Origin of the sequence: Candidatus Accumulibacter sp. ACC003 (assembly GCF_907163085.1) — a bacterium.
GTDB lineage: Bacteria > Pseudomonadota > Gammaproteobacteria > Burkholderiales > Rhodocyclaceae > Accumulibacter.
The window spans coordinates 263,865-278,774 of the sequence record NZ_CAJQTX010000002.1; the positions used below are offsets into that span (position 1 = coordinate 263,865).

Sequence of the window (14,910 nt, forward strand, 5' to 3'; positions counted from 1 at the left end):
GCAGACGTCGCGCCGCTTTGTCAGAACGCCGTCACCGCTGCTCATCGCCGGCGACGAGGTGCACCTTGATCAAATGCTGCAGGACGGCCATCAGCGCCGCGCTGGTGATGCCGAACATCAATACCCCGTTGGCCGCCTCCAGGGCCCCCAGTAACTTCCACGGCTCGCTCATCACCACGTCGCCATAGCCCAGCGACGTGTAATTGACCGCCGAATGGTAGACCGCTGGATAAAAGGCGTCGAACTCGCCGAGCACGATAAACAGGCCTGCCCAGAGAGCCATCTGCAGCAGGTTGCCGGCCATCATTATGACCATCACCACCAGCAGCGGCCTGACCCCGGCAACCAGGCCACTTGCCGACAGCTGGCGGGCGGCCTGCCGCATATAGTAGCGAACGCTCCAGAAGGTCACCGTTGCCTGCATCACCAGGCACGCCAACATCGTCGGCAAGCCGATTGCCAGATTCATCCAGGTCACGTCACATCCTCCAGTCAGCCGCGCTTGAAGAAAAGCGCCTGCGAGCGCGAGGCGCGCCAGCGCTCGAGCGCCCAGACCGTTGCCCAGGCGTAGAGAGAGACGCCAAGGAAGAGGACGATGCGACTCGCCGACGCTTGCCAGACGTCCTTGCCGTTGGCGCTGTCCTCGATCGCTGGCCCGAGCACGATGAACATGGTCATCAGCGCATTGCTCCAGAACGAGGGCGAAAACGCACTCGCCTTGACCCCGAAAATACGCGCGCCGCTCCACAGGGCGGCGCCCGTGATCCACAGCATCAACATCCACAGGTTGGGCCACAGCGACAAGCCGAACCAGACCAGCAGCGCCATCCAGGCGCCCATCAGCGTCGAGCCGACGAGTTCCTGCCCCGCCGACCGGGCTCGGGCAGAACCCGCCTGCTGCGCCAGCGCGACCGTTTTCATGATCGCTGCCAGATAGAAGGACGGATTGCTCAGCGCCAGGACGAAAACCGGCACGACGATCAGCGTCGCCCGCAGGGCAATCCAGCTCGCCGCCTCGCGGCCGATTGGCGGTGGCCTGGCGGTCGTTCCCGGGAGTTCGGGAGGATCGGGAAAGAAAGCGTGCGAAAGGCCATTGACGACCAGCCCGACCAGCACCCCGGCAACCAGAGCGACGCTGATCACGGTCACCAACGCCTGCGCCGCCACGCCGGCGACCGGCACCAGGGTGAAAGAGACGACCAGAATCATCGTCAGCGGATTGTCCCTGCGCAGGCCAAAGTAGAACAGCGCGTAGAGCACCGCGCCCGTCAGCATGACGCCACTCAGCGCATAGTGCTGCAACAGCGGCACCATCAGCACACCGCCGACGATCAAGGAACCGAGCAGCAGCGCGACCACGAAACCCTTGAGCATCGGCAGCGGCGGCCCCGGCTTGCAGAGCATCATTAGCGCCAGCAGACAGACCACGAATGGCATTGGCAAGGCCAGGCCATAGGCCAGCAGCACCGCCAGAAACAGTCCGCTGGCCAGGCGCAGAACCGCCTTGTCGGGCCGCGTCATCGGCCGCGGCTCAATAGAGATACGAGAGCAGGCTCAGCAGCCGGATGTAGCCCGCCCCGAGAAAATTCATCAGCGGATGCTCGCCGGTATAGACCAGCACCTCGGCCTGGCCGCCGATCCGTATGGTCGGCAAACGCTGGCCTTCGGCCGGGTCGAACTCGATCGCCACCGGAAAGCGCTGCGCCTGGCGCAGCCAGTCGCGGCTGTTGTCGATCGTCGGCAGCGTCCCGGGCGAGGCCTGCTTGCCCGAACTGACGCCGCTGCCGATACTGCGCACGCGGCCCTTGAACACTTCGCCAGGCGACACGTCGAGCACGATGGCGACCTCGTCGCCGGCGTCGACATGGCCGAGGTTGTTCTCGGTGAGGTCGGCATTGATCCAGAAATCGTCGATCGAGATCAAGGTCATTGCCGGCGCCCCAGCCTGCGCAAACAGCCCGACTTCGGTACGCAAATCGGTGACCAGACCGCGGCCGGGCGCCAGCACCCGGGTGCGCAGCAAGTCAAGCTCGGCCTTCTCGATCGCCGCACTCGCGCTCAGCAACTGCGAGTTGTTTTCATCGCTCTCGCCAGCTGACTCCTGCGCCCGCCGCAGGTCGGCCTCGGCCGCCTTTTCCTGACTGCGCGCCTGCACCCGCGTCGCCTGCGCGCTCTCCAGGCGGCGCACCGAAATCGCGCCGGGATCCTCGGCGTAGAGTGTTTCCTGCCGCGTCGCGTCCTTCTCGGCCTTGACGTGATTGGCCTGCGCAGCCTGCAGCGAGGCGCGCGCCGCCTCGACCGCCGCACTCGCTGCATTGACCGAGCGGCGCACCGATTCATAGTCCGAGCGCGCGCGTTGCACGGCGATCTGGTACTGGCTGGGATCGATGTCGAAGAGCGGCTCGCCCGCTTGCACGTCATCGTTGTTCTTGACATGCACGCTCAGCACCTTGCCCGCGACCTCGGCCGCCACCGGCACGACAAAAGCCTGCACCCGCGCCTGCGAGGTGTAGGGCGTCAGGCGATCGGCGGCAAAATACCAGAGCAGACTGGCGACGATCAGCGCGATAACGATCAGCGAGCCGATCCGCGTGCCGGCGCCGGGCTTCTCGGGAGGTGGCTGCGGCGCAACGGGCGCTGGCGTTTCGGTGGGTGTTAGGGCTTGTTCACTCATTGCTCGCTCTCAAGGTTTTGTACGCCGGCCGGCAAGGAACGCGCAGCGGGCGGCAGGGGCGTGCTCAACATCTCCTGCCAGTCGCTGCGCTCGCCCATCGTCTCGCGCGTCGCGTCATCGAGCAGGGGACGGCTGCGTCCGGCCTGCCAGCCACCACCCATCGCCTTGTAGAGCGCGATCAGGCTCTTGGCGACATCACCGAGCGCGCTGACCTCGCGCTCCTGCTGGCTGAACAGCGCGCGCTGCGAATCGAGCACACGTTCGAAACCGGTCAGGCCTTCGCGGTACTGGATGTTGGCAATCGCCAGCGAGCGCCGCGCCGCGGTCACCGCTTCGGCGAGCAACAGCGTCTGCTCACGGCCTTTGGCAAAAGCAACGGCGGCGTCGTCAACCTCACGGGCAGCGCTCAGTACCGTTTCCTGGTAGCGCTCGAAGAGCTGCTGGAAGCGGGCATCCTGGACCAGCACCTGATTGCTCAAGCGGCCATGGTCGAAAACGTTCCACGTCAGGCTGGGGCCGATGGCCCAGTCGAAGCTGTTTCTCGAGCCGCTCAGGGAAGTCCCCGAGACGCCCAGCGAACCGAGCAGACTGATCGCCGGATAGAGCTCGGCCTCACTAACGCCAATCAGCGCCGACTGCGCCGCCAGTTGCATCTCGGCCGCCCGCACGTCCGGGCGGCGGCGCAGCAGATCGGCGGGCAGGTCGGCAATCAGCGCGAGCTGCGCGTTCGGAATACGGCCCCGACCGGCGGCCATTTCGGGCAGCGGCCCCGGTGCGCGGACGAGCAGCGTGCCAAGCGCGTTCTGCGCCTGCCGCAAGCCGCTCTCAAGCAGTGGGATGCTCGCCAGCGTACTCAGGTACTGGCTCTTGGCCTGCTGCACGTCAAGCTCGGCGTCATTGCCGCTCTTGAAGCGCCGCTCGGTGATTTGCAGGCTACGCGCCTGCAAGGCGGCGTTCTCGCCGGCGATCTGCAAACGTACCTCGAGGGTGCGAATCGACGCATAGAGGGTCGCCACCTGCGCCGCCATCAACACCTGCACATCGTCGTACTGCGCCAGGCTGGCAAAATAGCTGGCATCGGCAGCCTCGATACTGCGCCGAAACTTGCCCCAGAAGTCGATCTCCCAGCCGATACCGAAGCCCAGCCCATAGCTGCTGAAAGCGCTGTTCGGCCCACCATCCTGCCGCTGTCCGACGCGCAGCGCCTCGCCGCTGATCTGCTGCAGCTGCGGGTAGAGCGTGCTGCCGGCGATGCCGAGATTGGCGCGCGCCTCGATAATCCGCAGCCCGGCAATGCGCACATTGGGATTGCTGCGCAGCGCTTCGTCGATCAGCGCATCGAGCACCGGATCGTCGAGACTGCGCCACCATTCCGGACTGAGCGCCGAGGAACTCCCTTGCCGCTCGGCGGGCAGCTTGGCCAGCGATTTCAGCGATCCACCGGACCAGTCGGCCAGCCAGGAAGGCAGCAGCGGCGGCTTGAAGTCAGGTCCCAGCGTGCTGCAGGCGCTGAGTACGAAAGCCGCGTTGACGGCCAGGAGGCGCGCGCGTGTTCGACTCAGCGGCACCCGCAGCGGCCCTCAGGCGAGCGGCTGCGAATCATCCTCTAGCGCTTCCACGTCGTCGCGTGCGTCCACCCAGCCCATGAAGATCTGGTAACCCAGGGCCAGCAAGGTGGCACCGACGAACATCCCGAGGATGCCGCTGCTGGCCATGCCGCCCAGCGCCCCGAGCAAGACCACGGGCATCGGCGCATCGACACCGCGACCGAGCATCAGGGGCTTCAGCACGTTGTCGGCCGAACCGGCAACGATCAGCAGGACGCTGTAACTCGCCGCGGCAACCGTTCCGTAATCGCCGATGGTCCACATGTAGGCGATCGCCGGCAAGGTCACCAACAGCGCTGGAACCTGCGCAATGCCGAGCAGCAACATGATCAGCGACAACACGCCCGCCCACGGTATGCCGGCGACCAGCAAGGCCAGGCCGACGATGATCGCCTGGATGCAGGCCACGCCGATGACGCCCATGGCGACCGCACGCACCGTTGCCGTCGACAGCTTGTTGAACTCTTCACCGCGCGCCTGGCCAGCCAGGCGATCAAATATCGCCCGCGCACCGCGCTCGCCCGACTCGCCGAAGGCCATGATCACGCCGGCAATGATGAACGAGAACAGGAACAGCAGCATGCCGCCGGCGATGCCGGCGACGACGCCCAGGGCTTCTTTGGCCAGACTACCAATCTTCGGTTGCAGCTTCTGAAGCAGCGCCGGCAGGTCGGCGTGCGCCATCGACCAGACGGCCGCAAGCTTCTCGCCGACCAGCGGCCAATCGGCCACTTTTTCGGGGGGCGCCGGGATGGCGAAAGTATTGCCTTTGACGCTGGCCAGCAGTTGATGAATCGAATCGCCCATTGAACTCGCCAGCAAGGCGGTCGGCACGACGACCAAGGCGATTCCCGCCAGGACCAGCAGCGTCGCCGCGCGCCCCTGCTTGCCACCAAGGCTGCCGGCCAGCTTTTGATGCAGCGGATAGAGCGTGATCGCCAGAATCAGCGCCCACATCATCAAGCCCAGAAAGGGCGAAAAGATCCGGTAGCACAACATCACCAGGGCAACCACCAGGCCGGCCCTGATCAAGACGTCGAGAAGCTTGTCGGACAAGCGCTTCTCGAGTTGGCGATCGGGCTTGTATGGCGTATTCATCAAGCGACTCCCTTCCCAGACGGTCATGACAATTTGCGACAGCGGCGATGATCATAGTAACGCTGCGGCCAGCGCCTGTCGCGCCGGCCGCGCCCTACTGCTCGCCGGCCGGCGCCGGCAGGTTGCGCTGCATCAGCGCGAAGAAACGATCGTAGAAAGGTCCGGCGGGAATCGTTTCGCTGGCCACCTTGACCAGCGAGTCGCCGGACGCCGTCAGCGGAATCGACAAGGAGCCGATCGCCGCGACGCCGAAGCTCGCCGAGTTCGGGTTCTTTTTCAGCGCGTAGCGGTCCTGGACCGCGCTCACGTAAGCAGTCGCCAGCTTGCCGCCCGTACCCACCGGCGCACAAACGACGTTGAAGACGATCTGCACGTGCACCTCGCCCTCGGGCTGGAAGCTCTTGCTGGCGCTGATGAAGTCGTTCTTTTCGGTAGTCGGCCGGTAACCCTGGCTGAGTAGTGCGCGCCGCGCCGCCTCGCAGGTCGCCTCGACGCTGGCGTCGAACAGGCGCGAGAAGGTCTCGTTGGCCTCGAAGCCTTCCCTCTGGTAGACGGCAACGCGGTCGGGCGAACTCGTGCACGCGGCCAGCACGCCGAGCAACAGGAATCCGGCCAGCGCCTGGCGAACAGCAGACGGCAGCAGGCGCTCGGCGCGCCGGCGCCACCTATTTTCCGTCAAGGATTCGTCGCCAGTAGGCATCGCCGCCCTCCCCTTGGCTGGCGCGCAGAAAGGGCCCTATTCGGCAGCGCTGCGCGGTCGCAATCGTGACGCCTGGCACGGCGACACCGTCTCAGCGTATCAGGCACGCGTTCGATACGGCTCTTCGAAGTCCAGGAAGTCGTTCTCGGCGAGCGCGCCCTCGCTCCAGGCGACCACGCCGGGTAGCGCCTGCACACGCTCGATATACGCGGCGATCAGCGGCGGCACCGGCACCGCGTAGCTCACCAGGCGCTTGACGACCGGCGCGAAATAGGCGTCGGCGATCCCGAACTCGCCGAACAGCATCGGTCCGCCGTGCGCCGCCAGCAAGTCGCTCCACATTTGCAGCAGGCGATCGACATCGGCACGCACCGGCGCTTGCTCACGCAGCACGCGCTGCCCGACTTCGGGCAGGGACGCTTCGATGTTCATCGGGAAATGGCTGCGCAAGGCGGCGAAGCCGGCGTGCATCTCGGCGCAGACGCTGCGCGCACGCGCCCGCGCTTGCGCGTCGACGGGCCACAGCTGCCGGTCCGGAAACTTCTCGGCCAGGTACTCGGCGATTGCCAGCGTGTCCCAGACGGCAAAACCCTCGTCGACCAGCACCGGCACGCGGCCGGCCGGACTGAAATGGGCGAGAGTGGCCTTGAACTTCGACTCGGGCGTGAAGGCGTCGAAGCGGAGCATCACCTCTTCGAAGCGAATTCCCGCCTGCGTCAGCAGTACCCAGGGGCGCATCGACCACGACGAGTAGTTCTTGTTACCGATATGCAGTTGCATCGACATGCCAGGATCCTTTCATGAACACGACGGACGGCAAGCCTGCGCAAAACGGCTTGCGATCCGCATTTTTCTCAGTGATGGAAGCCGGCGGCTTCCTCGGCGCTCATCGGCGTCGGCGGCTGGTGCCTCGCGAAGTGGTCCAGCGCGCGCTCGATGTCCTCGACCAGCAGCGTCGCCAGGTCACGACTGACGCCGTGGCGGACGAGGATACGCTGGATCACCAGCTCCTGACGATTCGCCGGCAGCGCGTACGCGGGCACCTGCCAGCCGCGGCTGCGCAGGCGGTCGGCCAGGTCGTAGAGGCTGAAGCCCGGATCGATACCCTCCTTCATCTTCCAGCATAAGGCCGGGATACCCGTGCCGACCTCGCCGCCGTAGATGATCTCGAAAGGCCCGAGCCTGGCGATCCTGCTCGCCAGGTAGGCGGCGGTCTCGTAGCAGGCGCTGTGGATCTTGCGGTAACCCTCCTTGCCGAGACGCAGAAAGTTGTAATACTGGCAGACCACCTGCCCGCCCGGCCGCGAGAAGTTCAGGGCGATGTCGCGCATGTTGCCACCCAGGTAATTGACCCAGAAAATCATTTCCTCGGGCAGGTCGACGGCTTCCCGCCAGATGATCCAGCCGACACCGAGCGGCGACAGACCGAATTTGTGGCCCGAGGTGTTAATCGACTTGACGCGCGGGATACGGAAATCCCAGACCAGATCGGGTGCGCAGAAAGGTGCGAGAAAACCACCGCTGGCGCCGTCTACGTGGATAGCGATATCCAGCCCCTGCTCTTTCTGCAACTCGTCGAGCGCGTCGGCGACCGCCTGCACCGGCTCGTACTGGCAGGTGAAAGTCACCCCCAGCGTCGGCACAACGCCGATCGTGTTTTCGTCGCAACGTTTGACAACCTCGGCGGGCGTCATCAGCAAGCGCTCGCCTTCGAGCGGGATCTCGCGCAGTTCGATGTCCCAGTAGCGGGCGAACTTGTGCCAGCAGATCTGCACCGGACCGGTAATCAGGTTGGGCTTGTCGATTGGCTTTCCGGCGGCTTTTCGCCGGGCTTCCCAGCGCCGCTTCATGGCCATGCCGCCGAGCATCGCCGCTTCGCTCGAGCCGGTCGTCGAGCAACCAATGGTATTCGCCGCCGCCGGCGAGTTCCACAGGTCGGCGAGCATGTGCACGCAGCGCGCCTCGATTTCGGCGGTCTGCGGATACTCGTCCTTGTCGACCATGTTCTTGTCCATGCACTCGTCCATCAGCTGGTGGACTTCGGGCTCGGCCCAGGTCTGGCAGAAGGTCGCCAGATTCTGACGCGCATTGCCGTCGAGCATCAGCTCGTCATGGACGACCGCGTAGGCGTGGCGTGGATCGTGCTCCAGATCGGGAAACCGATACTTCGGCATGCTGACCGACAGGTCGGCCGACGCGTACACCTCGTCATCCAGTTTTTCCCGGACGGTTTCTTTCTCGTGTAGGGGCATGCTTTCGTGCCTTTCCGTGGCTAAAGAAGAAAATGGGGTCCGACCGCCAGCGCTCGCGCCAGCGTCAGTGCGCCTCGTCCCAGTTGTTGCCGATGCCGACGTCGACCAGCAGCGGCACACGCAACGTCGCCACTTCGCTCATCAGTCGCGGCAACTCGGCGCGCAGCTGCTCGAGTTCGTCGTCGGGAACTTCGAGGATCAGCTCGTCATGCACCTGCAGCAGCAAGCGCGTCTGCAGGCGCTCGGCGTCGAGCCAGCCCTGCACGGCGATCATCGCCGACTTGATCAGGTCGGCCGCCGAACCCTGCATCGGCGCGTTGATCGCCGCGCGCTCGGCGCCCTGGCGACGCGCCGCCTGGCTCGAGCGGATTTCCGGAAGCCACAGGCGACGACCGAAAACGGTGTCGACATAGCCCTGCGTCCTGGCCATCTCGCGCGTCCTGGCCATGTAATCGGCGACGCCGGGATAACGCGCGAAATAGCGCTCGCTGTACGCTTGCGCAGCGCTGCGTTCGAGGTCGAGCTGACGCGCGAGACCGAAAGCGCTCATGCCGTAGATCAGACCGAAGTTGATGACCTTGGCGACGCGTCGCTGATCCGGGCCGACGTCAGCGACGCTGACGCCGAAGATTTCGGCCGCCGTCGCCCGATGCACGTCCTCGCCCTGGGCAAAAGCTTCGAGCAGACGCGGGTCCTCCGAAAGGTGCGCCATGATCCGCAGTTCGATCTGCGAATAGTCGGCCGAAACGATGGTGCTACCCGCCGGGGCGATGAAAGCGGCGCGGATACGCCGCCCTTCAGGCGTCCTGACCGGGATGTTCTGCAGGTTGGGGTCGCTCGACGACAGCCGACCGGTGACCGCCACCGCCTGCGCGTAGCTGGTGTGCACGCGGCCGGTCTGGGCGTTGACCATCTTCGGCAACTTGTCGGTATAGGTACCCTTGAGCTTGGCGAGCTGCCGCGATTCGAGCAGGATCTTCGGCAGCGGGTAGTCGAGAGCCAACTCCGAGAGCACCTCTTCGTCGGTTGACGGTCCTCCCGACGGCGTTTTTTTCTTGACCGGCAGGCCGAGCGTGCCGAAGAGGATTTCGGCCAGCTGCTTCGGCGAGTTGACGTTGAACGGCTGCCCGGCCGCGGCGTACGCCTGCGCCTCGAGTTCGAGCAGGCGCTTGCCGATTTCATTGCTTTGCCGGCTCAGTAGCTGCGCATCGATGAGCACACCGTTGCGCTCCATGCGGAAAAGGATGTCGCGCACCGGCATTTCGATCGTTTCGTAGACCCGCGTCAGGCCGGCGTCGGCGGCGATCTGCGGATAGAGCCTGGCGTGCAGACGCAGGCACAGGTCGGCGTCTTCGGCGGCGTATTCGGCGGCCTGCTCGATCGCCACCTGCGCGAAGCTGATCTGCTTGGCGCCCTTGCCACACAGCGCTTCGTAGGGGATCGTCGCCAGTCCGAGATGGCGCATCGCCAGGCGACCGAGATCGTGACCGCGGGCGCCGTCCTTGCCAGACTCGAGAACGTAGGACTGCAGCAGCGTGTCGTGCGCAACGCCAGCCAGCGCGATGCCGTGGTTGGCCAGGACGTGCTGATCGTATTTGAGGTTCTGGCCGATCTTGGCGTGCAGCGTCGATTCCAGCCACGGCTGCAGGCGCGCCAGCGTTGCCTCGCAGGGCAACTGCTGCGGCCCGCCGGGATGTTGATGGGCGAGCGGCAGGTACGCCGCTTCGCCTTCGGCGACGGCCAGCGAGAGGCCGACGATGCGCGCCGCGAAGGGATCGAGGCTGGTCGTTTCGGTGTCCAGGGCGGTCAGCGCGCTGGCGTCGATCTTCGCCAGCCAACGCACCAGGGCCTCCTCGTCAAGGATCGTCTCGTAAGCCGCACGGTGCGCGCCGTCGGCCAGCAGTTCGAGCGGCGCGCTGGCCAGGGCGTCGGGCTCGTCGCTCTGCGGCGGCTCGTCGAGCGAGCCCGCCGCGGCCGGCGCGGCCTGGACTTCCCGCAGCCACGAGCGCATTTCGTAGTGTGCGAACAGTTCACCGAGTCGCTCGCGGTCAGGCGCGCGTGGCGCCAGCTCGGCCAGAGAAAGCGGTAACTCGAGGTCGCAGCGAACGGTCACCAGGCGCCGCGCCAGCGGCAGGAAGTCGAGCGCGCGGCGCAGGTTCTGGCCAACGACGCCGCCGATGTCAGCGGCAGCGGCAATAACGCCGTCGAGCGAGCCATACTGGCTGAGCCACTTGACGGCGGTCTTGGCACCGACCTTGTCGACACCCGGCACGTTGTCGACGGTATCGCCGACGAGCGCCAGGTAGTCGACGATACGCGCCGCCGGCACGCCGAATTTGGCCAGCACGCCGGCTTCGTCGAGTACCTCGTTGCTCATGGTGTTGACCAGTTGCACCTGCGGACCGACCAGCTGCGCCAGATCCTTGTCGCCGGTCGACACCACCACCGCAACGCCCTGCGCCGTCGCCTGCTGCACCAGCGTGCCGATGACATCGTCGGCTTCGACGCCTTCGACGCTCAGCAGCGGCCAGCCGAGCGCCGCGATGGCGGCGTGCAGGGGCTCGATCTGCGACACCATGTCGTCGGGCATCGGCGGCCGATTGGCCTTGTATTGCGGATACCAGTCGTCGCGGAAGGTCTTGCCCTTGGCGTCGAAGACGCAGGCCTTGTAGGCGACGTCGGAGCTCTGGTAGTCGCTTTCGAGTCGGCGCAGCATGTTCAGCACGCCGTGCAGCGCGCCGGTCGGCTCGCTGCGCGTCGTCCGCAGGTCGGGCATGGCGTGGAAAGCGCGGTAGAGGTAGGACGATCCGTCGACCAGTAGCAGGGTGGGCATCAGTGGGCAGCGAAAGTGTTGGTGGCAGTGAAAGAGATCGAAAAATGACATCGGCCAAGGGAAAACAAGGCCCCGCCGCGAGCGACGAAAGCGCTGGCGATGGACGCACTGCGCGAGATCTTGCCGATCGTTCCGGAGCATCGGGCGCCAGCGTTTAGCGGGCATTATGGCAGACTTCGGCGAGGCCACCGAGAGCCGCCCAGCGCGCTGGCACGCCGGCAGGTGGTGGCTGATGCTAGGGCCGCCGGCGCGGCCAGCGGCGCCTGATTCAGTATCCTTGAACTAAAATCGACTTTGAACGATGATGCTCATCGTTTGATCAACCATCCGGAAATCTCGTCATGCGCAGCATCCACGCCATCCTGATCGCCCTGGCCCTCGCCGCCGCACCGGCACTGGCGCAGCAGCCAACCGATCTGCAACCGCTGCCGGCCATCCCGCCACCGCCACCCGAAATGGCTCCTCTCGACGAGAGCCTTGCCGAACCCGTCGTGACGATCAAGAAGCGCGAAGGCGACACCATAGAAGAGCACCGCATCAACGGCAAGCTCTACAAGATCGTCGTGACTCCCGAGCACGGCGTTCCCTACACGCTGATCGACCGCGAAGGCGAAGGCAACTTCAGCCGCGTCGAGATGGGCACGCCGACGCTGAGCGTGCCGATGTGGGTGATCGGAACGTTCTGAGTCACTGAATCGCTGACGGCGCCGAGGGCGGCGTGCTGCTCGCCTGTCGCCGCCTGGCACATCCGGTCCGAGGCTCATGTCGGTATTCACCCAGCTGAGCGCCGCGCAGGTCGCCGCCTGGCTCGAGTCGTATTCCCTGGGAACGCTGCAATCGCTGACCGGGATCAGCGAAGGCGTGCAGAATTCCAACTTCTTTCTGAGCACGACGCACGGCGACTACGTGCTGACCGTCTTCGAACAGGTGCCGGCGGCGCAGGTCCCGCGCTACGTCCAGCTGCTGGCGCATCTCGCGCAGCACGGCCTGCCGTGCCCGGCGCCGGTCGCCGACCGCTCCAGGCGGTACGTCAGCGCTCTCGGCGGCAAGCCGGCGGTGATCGTCAGCCGACTCGCCGGCCGCTCCGAGAAATCGCCGAACGTCGCCCAATGCACGGCCATCGGCGACATGCTCGCGCGCCTGCACCGTGTCGCCGGCTCGTGGCCCGAAGCACTGCCGCATCAACGCGACAGCCACTGGTGCGCCACCGTCGCGAGCGAGATCGCGCCCTTGCTCGACGACGCCGACGGCCGCCTGCTGCGCGACGAAGTCGCCCATCAGCAGGCGCAGCGGCCCGGCGACCTGCCACGCGGCGTCATCCACGCCGACCTCTTCCGCGACAACGCCCTGTTCACCGGCGACCGCCTCAGCGGCGTCCTCGACTTCTATTTCGCCGGTGTCGACGACCTGTTGTTCGACCTCGCGGTCACCGTCAACGACTGGTGCGCGCGGCCCGACGGCACACTCGACGACCGCCGCTGCGCAGCGCTGCTTGACGCCTATCACGCGCAGCGACCGCTGCTCGCCGCCGAACACGCCGCCTGGCCGACGCTGCTGCGCGCCGCGGCGCTGCGTTTCTGGCTATCACGCCTGCACGATCGGCATCTGCCGCGCGCCGGCGAACTGATCACCGAGCGCGATCCCGACGCCTACCGAACGATCCTGCGGGCGCGCATCGCCAGCGGCAGTGACTGCCCCTGGCGATCATGATCGCCAACCCGGGCCGCGCGCGTCCTGGCGGCCATTACCGCCGCCGTGTTTGCCGACCCGTGACCGCCGCCCAAAGCGACCTCGTCGAATCTTGACGGACTTTCCTTCGGCTCTGCTGGCCGACAATCACGACGGTGGGCGAGGACCTGACGATGTCGATCGCCAAGCGCTGGCTTTACCAAGGCCGGTGCACTATAACTAGACACATTCTTCGTCGGCTGGATGAGGTGCGCAAATGAACGGTTGCCAAGGTGGAGGGTCGATCGCCCCGCGCCCAGCGACGTGGCGATTCATGCCGCTGCAGGCCTCGTGCCTGGCGGCCTGCGCAACAACCGCGGCGGTGGACCAGATCAAGTACTTCTCGCAAGCCTTCGGGGCGGTCAACGCGGTCGGCCAAGCGCTGCTCGACGACCTGGCGATGGCCGAACGGACGCAGGGGCAGCAAATCGCCAGCCGCCGCGCCAAGGGCGAGAGCCAGGTCGGCGCTGACGACTGCCCCAGGGACCAGATCAGCTGGCAAGGGGCGGCTGGCAAACCCGGCATCATCCGCGGCTTCTGCCTGCACGATGCCGCGTACTTCTCCGACCTCGATGATCCGCCAGCGACGGCGCAACTGCGTGCGGCTCTGACGATCATCGAGCGCTACGCCGACCTGCTGTCCGCACTGAGTAATGGCCACAGCAGCGAAGCGGCACTCGGCGCTGTCGATGCCCTCAGCCATAACGTGAGCGGACTGCTGGGCAAGCTGCAAACCGCCTGGAAGCTCACCGTAGCCGCGGCCAATGCCCTACCGGGCAAAATCCCGCTCACCGTCCTGGTGCAGCAGAGCGCAACGCTCAAGGCTGACGCCGACGCCGCTCGACGCATCTTCTCGATCCTGCGATCCGGCGCAATGGCGACGTCGGCCAGGTAGTCTGGAGCAAGCAGAAAGGAGCATCTTGCCGGTTACTTCCCGCCACCGGAACAGTGCGACCTTGCCTCGAAACCGCCAGGTGGCGCGCATTTCCTGCCACGCTGGCAGCCCGTCGCACAGTGCTTTCGCCGTGGTTTTTTGAGAAAAGGAGAGGCCATGAACACATCAAGCAAGGCTGAGATCGTGAGCGCCATGAACGTGCTCGTCACGCGTCGAGGCAATACCACCGACGCCGCCGAGAAAGCGGTGATCAACGAGGTCCTCAAGAGCTTGTCGGAGTCACTTCAGGACCTGGACCATGCCGCGCTGCTCGAAGCCGCGCAGATCGTGGCGAATGCCACCGACGAACTGGAGACGGTGGTCGCCGCGGCGCGCGTCGGCCCGTTCGACTCCTTCCTGTCCGACATCCAGAGCTCAATGCAGCGTCTACAGCACGAGCAGGCGGCCATGCACGCCGTCGAGACCCTGCCGGTGGCGGAATTCGACGCCGCACCGCCGGCGCGCGCCGCGCCCGTGTCGGCCGCTGACGCGACGCCCAAGCCGCTCGACAGCAAGGTATTCGACGACCTGCGTGCCGAATACCAGGACTTCTTCGACCGTTGCCAGATGCGCACGGAGTTCGCTGGCAACGTCGACTTTTACGTCTCGCGGCTGCTCAAGTTCAGGGACGTCTACCGCGACGTCGCTACTCCCCTGGGCATTCCCTGGTTCTTCATCGGCATTTTGCACGGCATGGAATGCGGCTTTGATTTCGCCACCCACCTGCACAACGGCGACGTCCTGACCGCGCGCACCGTGCACGTGCCAAAAGGCCGTCCGGCGACCGGCATGCCACCCTTCAGCTGGCGTGAGAGCGCCCGCGACGCGCTGATTCTCAAGGGCTACAACCACGAGAGCGACTGGACTCTACCGCGCCAGCTCTACCTGTTCGAGAAATACAACGGCTTCGGCTACCGCCCTCTCGGGGTGCCATCGCCCTACCTGTGGAGTTTCTCGAACCTGTATACCAAGGGCAAGTTCGTTGGCGACCACGAGTTCAATCCGGACGCCCGCTCGCGGCAGTGCGGAACAGCGCTGATGATCAAGGCGCTGCAGAGCAAGGGCGCATTGTAGGGCCGGCGCC

General features: G+C 65.7%; 13 protein-coding genes. 4 read left to right on the plus strand and 9 right to left on the minus strand.

What is annotated here, in order from left to right:
* Positions 1–31: 31 nt before the first annotated feature.
* From QZ656_RS04910 to polA, 9 genes are all read right to left on the minus strand, one after another.
* Positions 32–469: an ion channel gene (locus tag QZ656_RS04910; protein ID WP_291992632.1), complete on the minus strand. Its 438-nt coding sequence runs from the start codon at positions 467–469 to the stop codon at positions 32–34.
* 23 nt (positions 470–492) lie between these two features.
* Positions 493–1,521 (minus strand): DUF2955 domain-containing protein, encoded by a 1,029-nt coding sequence (locus QZ656_RS04915; protein WP_291992336.1) that lies wholly within the window; start codon positions 1,519–1,521, stop codon positions 493–495.
* A gap of 10 nt (positions 1,522–1,531) precedes the next feature.
* Entirely contained in the window at positions 1,532–2,674 is a 1,143-nt protein-coding gene (locus tag QZ656_RS04920; RefSeq protein WP_291992337.1) for an HlyD family secretion protein, read from the minus strand.
* The gene (locus QZ656_RS04925; protein ID WP_291992338.1) at positions 2,671–4,242 is read right to left on the minus strand and encodes an efflux transporter outer membrane subunit; all 1,572 of its coding nucleotides are present in this window, start codon (positions 4,240–4,242) and stop codon (positions 2,671–2,673) included. Before QZ656_RS04925 ends, QZ656_RS04920 begins: the two co-directional genes overlap by 4 nt.
* A gap of 12 nt (positions 4,243–4,254) precedes the next feature.
* Positions 4,255–5,379, minus strand: coding sequence for an AI-2E family transporter (locus QZ656_RS04930; protein ID WP_291992339.1), 1,125 nt, complete (start codon positions 5,377–5,379; stop codon positions 4,255–4,257).
* Between the two features lie 94 nt (positions 5,380–5,473).
* Positions 5,474–6,058, minus strand: a complete 585-nt coding sequence (locus tag QZ656_RS04935; protein ID WP_291992340.1) for a DUF2242 domain-containing protein — start codon at positions 6,056–6,058, stop codon at positions 5,474–5,476.
* 120 nt (positions 6,059–6,178) lie between these two features.
* Positions 6,179–6,859: a glutathione S-transferase family protein gene (locus QZ656_RS04940; protein ID WP_291992633.1), complete on the minus strand. Its 681-nt coding sequence runs from the start codon at positions 6,857–6,859 to the stop codon at positions 6,179–6,181.
* A gap of 74 nt (positions 6,860–6,933) precedes the next feature.
* Positions 6,934–8,331 (minus strand): glutamate decarboxylase, encoded by a 1,398-nt coding sequence (locus QZ656_RS04945; RefSeq protein ID WP_291992341.1) that lies wholly within the window; start codon positions 8,329–8,331, stop codon positions 6,934–6,936.
* 64 nt (positions 8,332–8,395) lie between these two features.
* Positions 8,396–11,164 (minus strand): DNA polymerase I, encoded by a 2,769-nt coding sequence (polA, locus tag QZ656_RS04950; protein WP_291992342.1) that lies wholly within the window; start codon positions 11,162–11,164, stop codon positions 8,396–8,398.
* Positions 11,165–11,505: 341 nt separating this feature from the next.
* Here polA and QZ656_RS04955 point away from each other — a divergent pair, with 341 nt between their 5' ends.
* The 4 genes from QZ656_RS04955 (at position 11,506) to QZ656_RS04970 (ending at position 14,900) form a co-directional block, all read left to right on the plus strand.
* Positions 11,506–11,850: a DUF2782 domain-containing protein gene (locus QZ656_RS04955; protein WP_291992343.1), complete on the plus strand. Its 345-nt coding sequence runs from the start codon at positions 11,506–11,508 to the stop codon at positions 11,848–11,850.
* Between the two features lie 76 nt (positions 11,851–11,926).
* On the plus strand, positions 11,927–12,874 hold the full coding sequence (locus QZ656_RS04960; protein WP_291992344.1) for a homoserine kinase: 948 nt from the start codon (positions 11,927–11,929) through the stop codon (positions 12,872–12,874).
* Between the two features lie 292 nt (positions 12,875–13,166).
* A complete protein-coding gene (locus QZ656_RS04965) occupies positions 13,167–13,787 on the plus strand; it encodes a hypothetical protein (protein WP_291992345.1) in 621 nt (206 codons plus the stop codon).
* Positions 13,788–13,943: 156 nt separating this feature from the next.
* Entirely contained in the window at positions 13,944–14,900 is a 957-nt protein-coding gene (locus tag QZ656_RS04970; protein ID WP_291992346.1) for a hypothetical protein, read from the plus strand.
* Positions 14,901–14,910: the final 10 nt, after the last annotated feature.

Excerpts from the sequence above, each read along its gene's own strand:
- QZ656_RS04910 (WP_291992632.1), bottom strand. The coding sequence starts at position 469 with ATGAATCTGGCAATCGGCTTGCCGACGATGTTGGCGTGCCTGGTGATG.
- QZ656_RS04970 (WP_291992346.1), top strand. The coding sequence starts at position 13,944 with ATGAACACATCAAGCAAGGCTGAGATCGTGAGCGCCATGAACGTGCTC.
- QZ656_RS04920 (WP_291992337.1), bottom strand. The coding sequence starts at position 2,674 with ATGAGTGAACAAGCCCTAACACCCACCGAAACGCCAGCGCCCGTTGCG.
- QZ656_RS04945 (WP_291992341.1), bottom strand. The coding sequence starts at position 8,331 with ATGCCCCTACACGAGAAAGAAACCGTCCGGGAAAAACTGGATGACGAG.
- QZ656_RS04915 (WP_291992336.1), bottom strand. The coding sequence starts at position 1,521 with ATGACGCGGCCCGACAAGGCGGTTCTGCGCCTGGCCAGCGGACTGTTT.
- QZ656_RS04930 (WP_291992339.1), bottom strand. The coding sequence starts at position 5,379 with ATGAATACGCCATACAAGCCCGATCGCCAACTCGAGAAGCGCTTGTCC.
- QZ656_RS04940 (WP_291992633.1), bottom strand. The coding sequence starts at position 6,859 with ATGCAACTGCATATCGGTAACAAGAACTACTCGTCGTGGTCGATGCGC.
- QZ656_RS04960 (WP_291992344.1), top strand. The coding sequence starts at position 11,927 with ATGTCGGTATTCACCCAGCTGAGCGCCGCGCAGGTCGCCGCCTGGCTC.
- polA (WP_291992342.1), bottom strand. The coding sequence starts at position 11,164 with ATGCCCACCCTGCTACTGGTCGACGGATCGTCCTACCTCTACCGCGCT.
- QZ656_RS04955 (WP_291992343.1), top strand. The coding sequence starts at position 11,506 with ATGCGCAGCATCCACGCCATCCTGATCGCCCTGGCCCTCGCCGCCGCA.
- QZ656_RS04965 (WP_291992345.1), top strand. The coding sequence starts at position 13,167 with ATGCCGCTGCAGGCCTCGTGCCTGGCGGCCTGCGCAACAACCGCGGCG.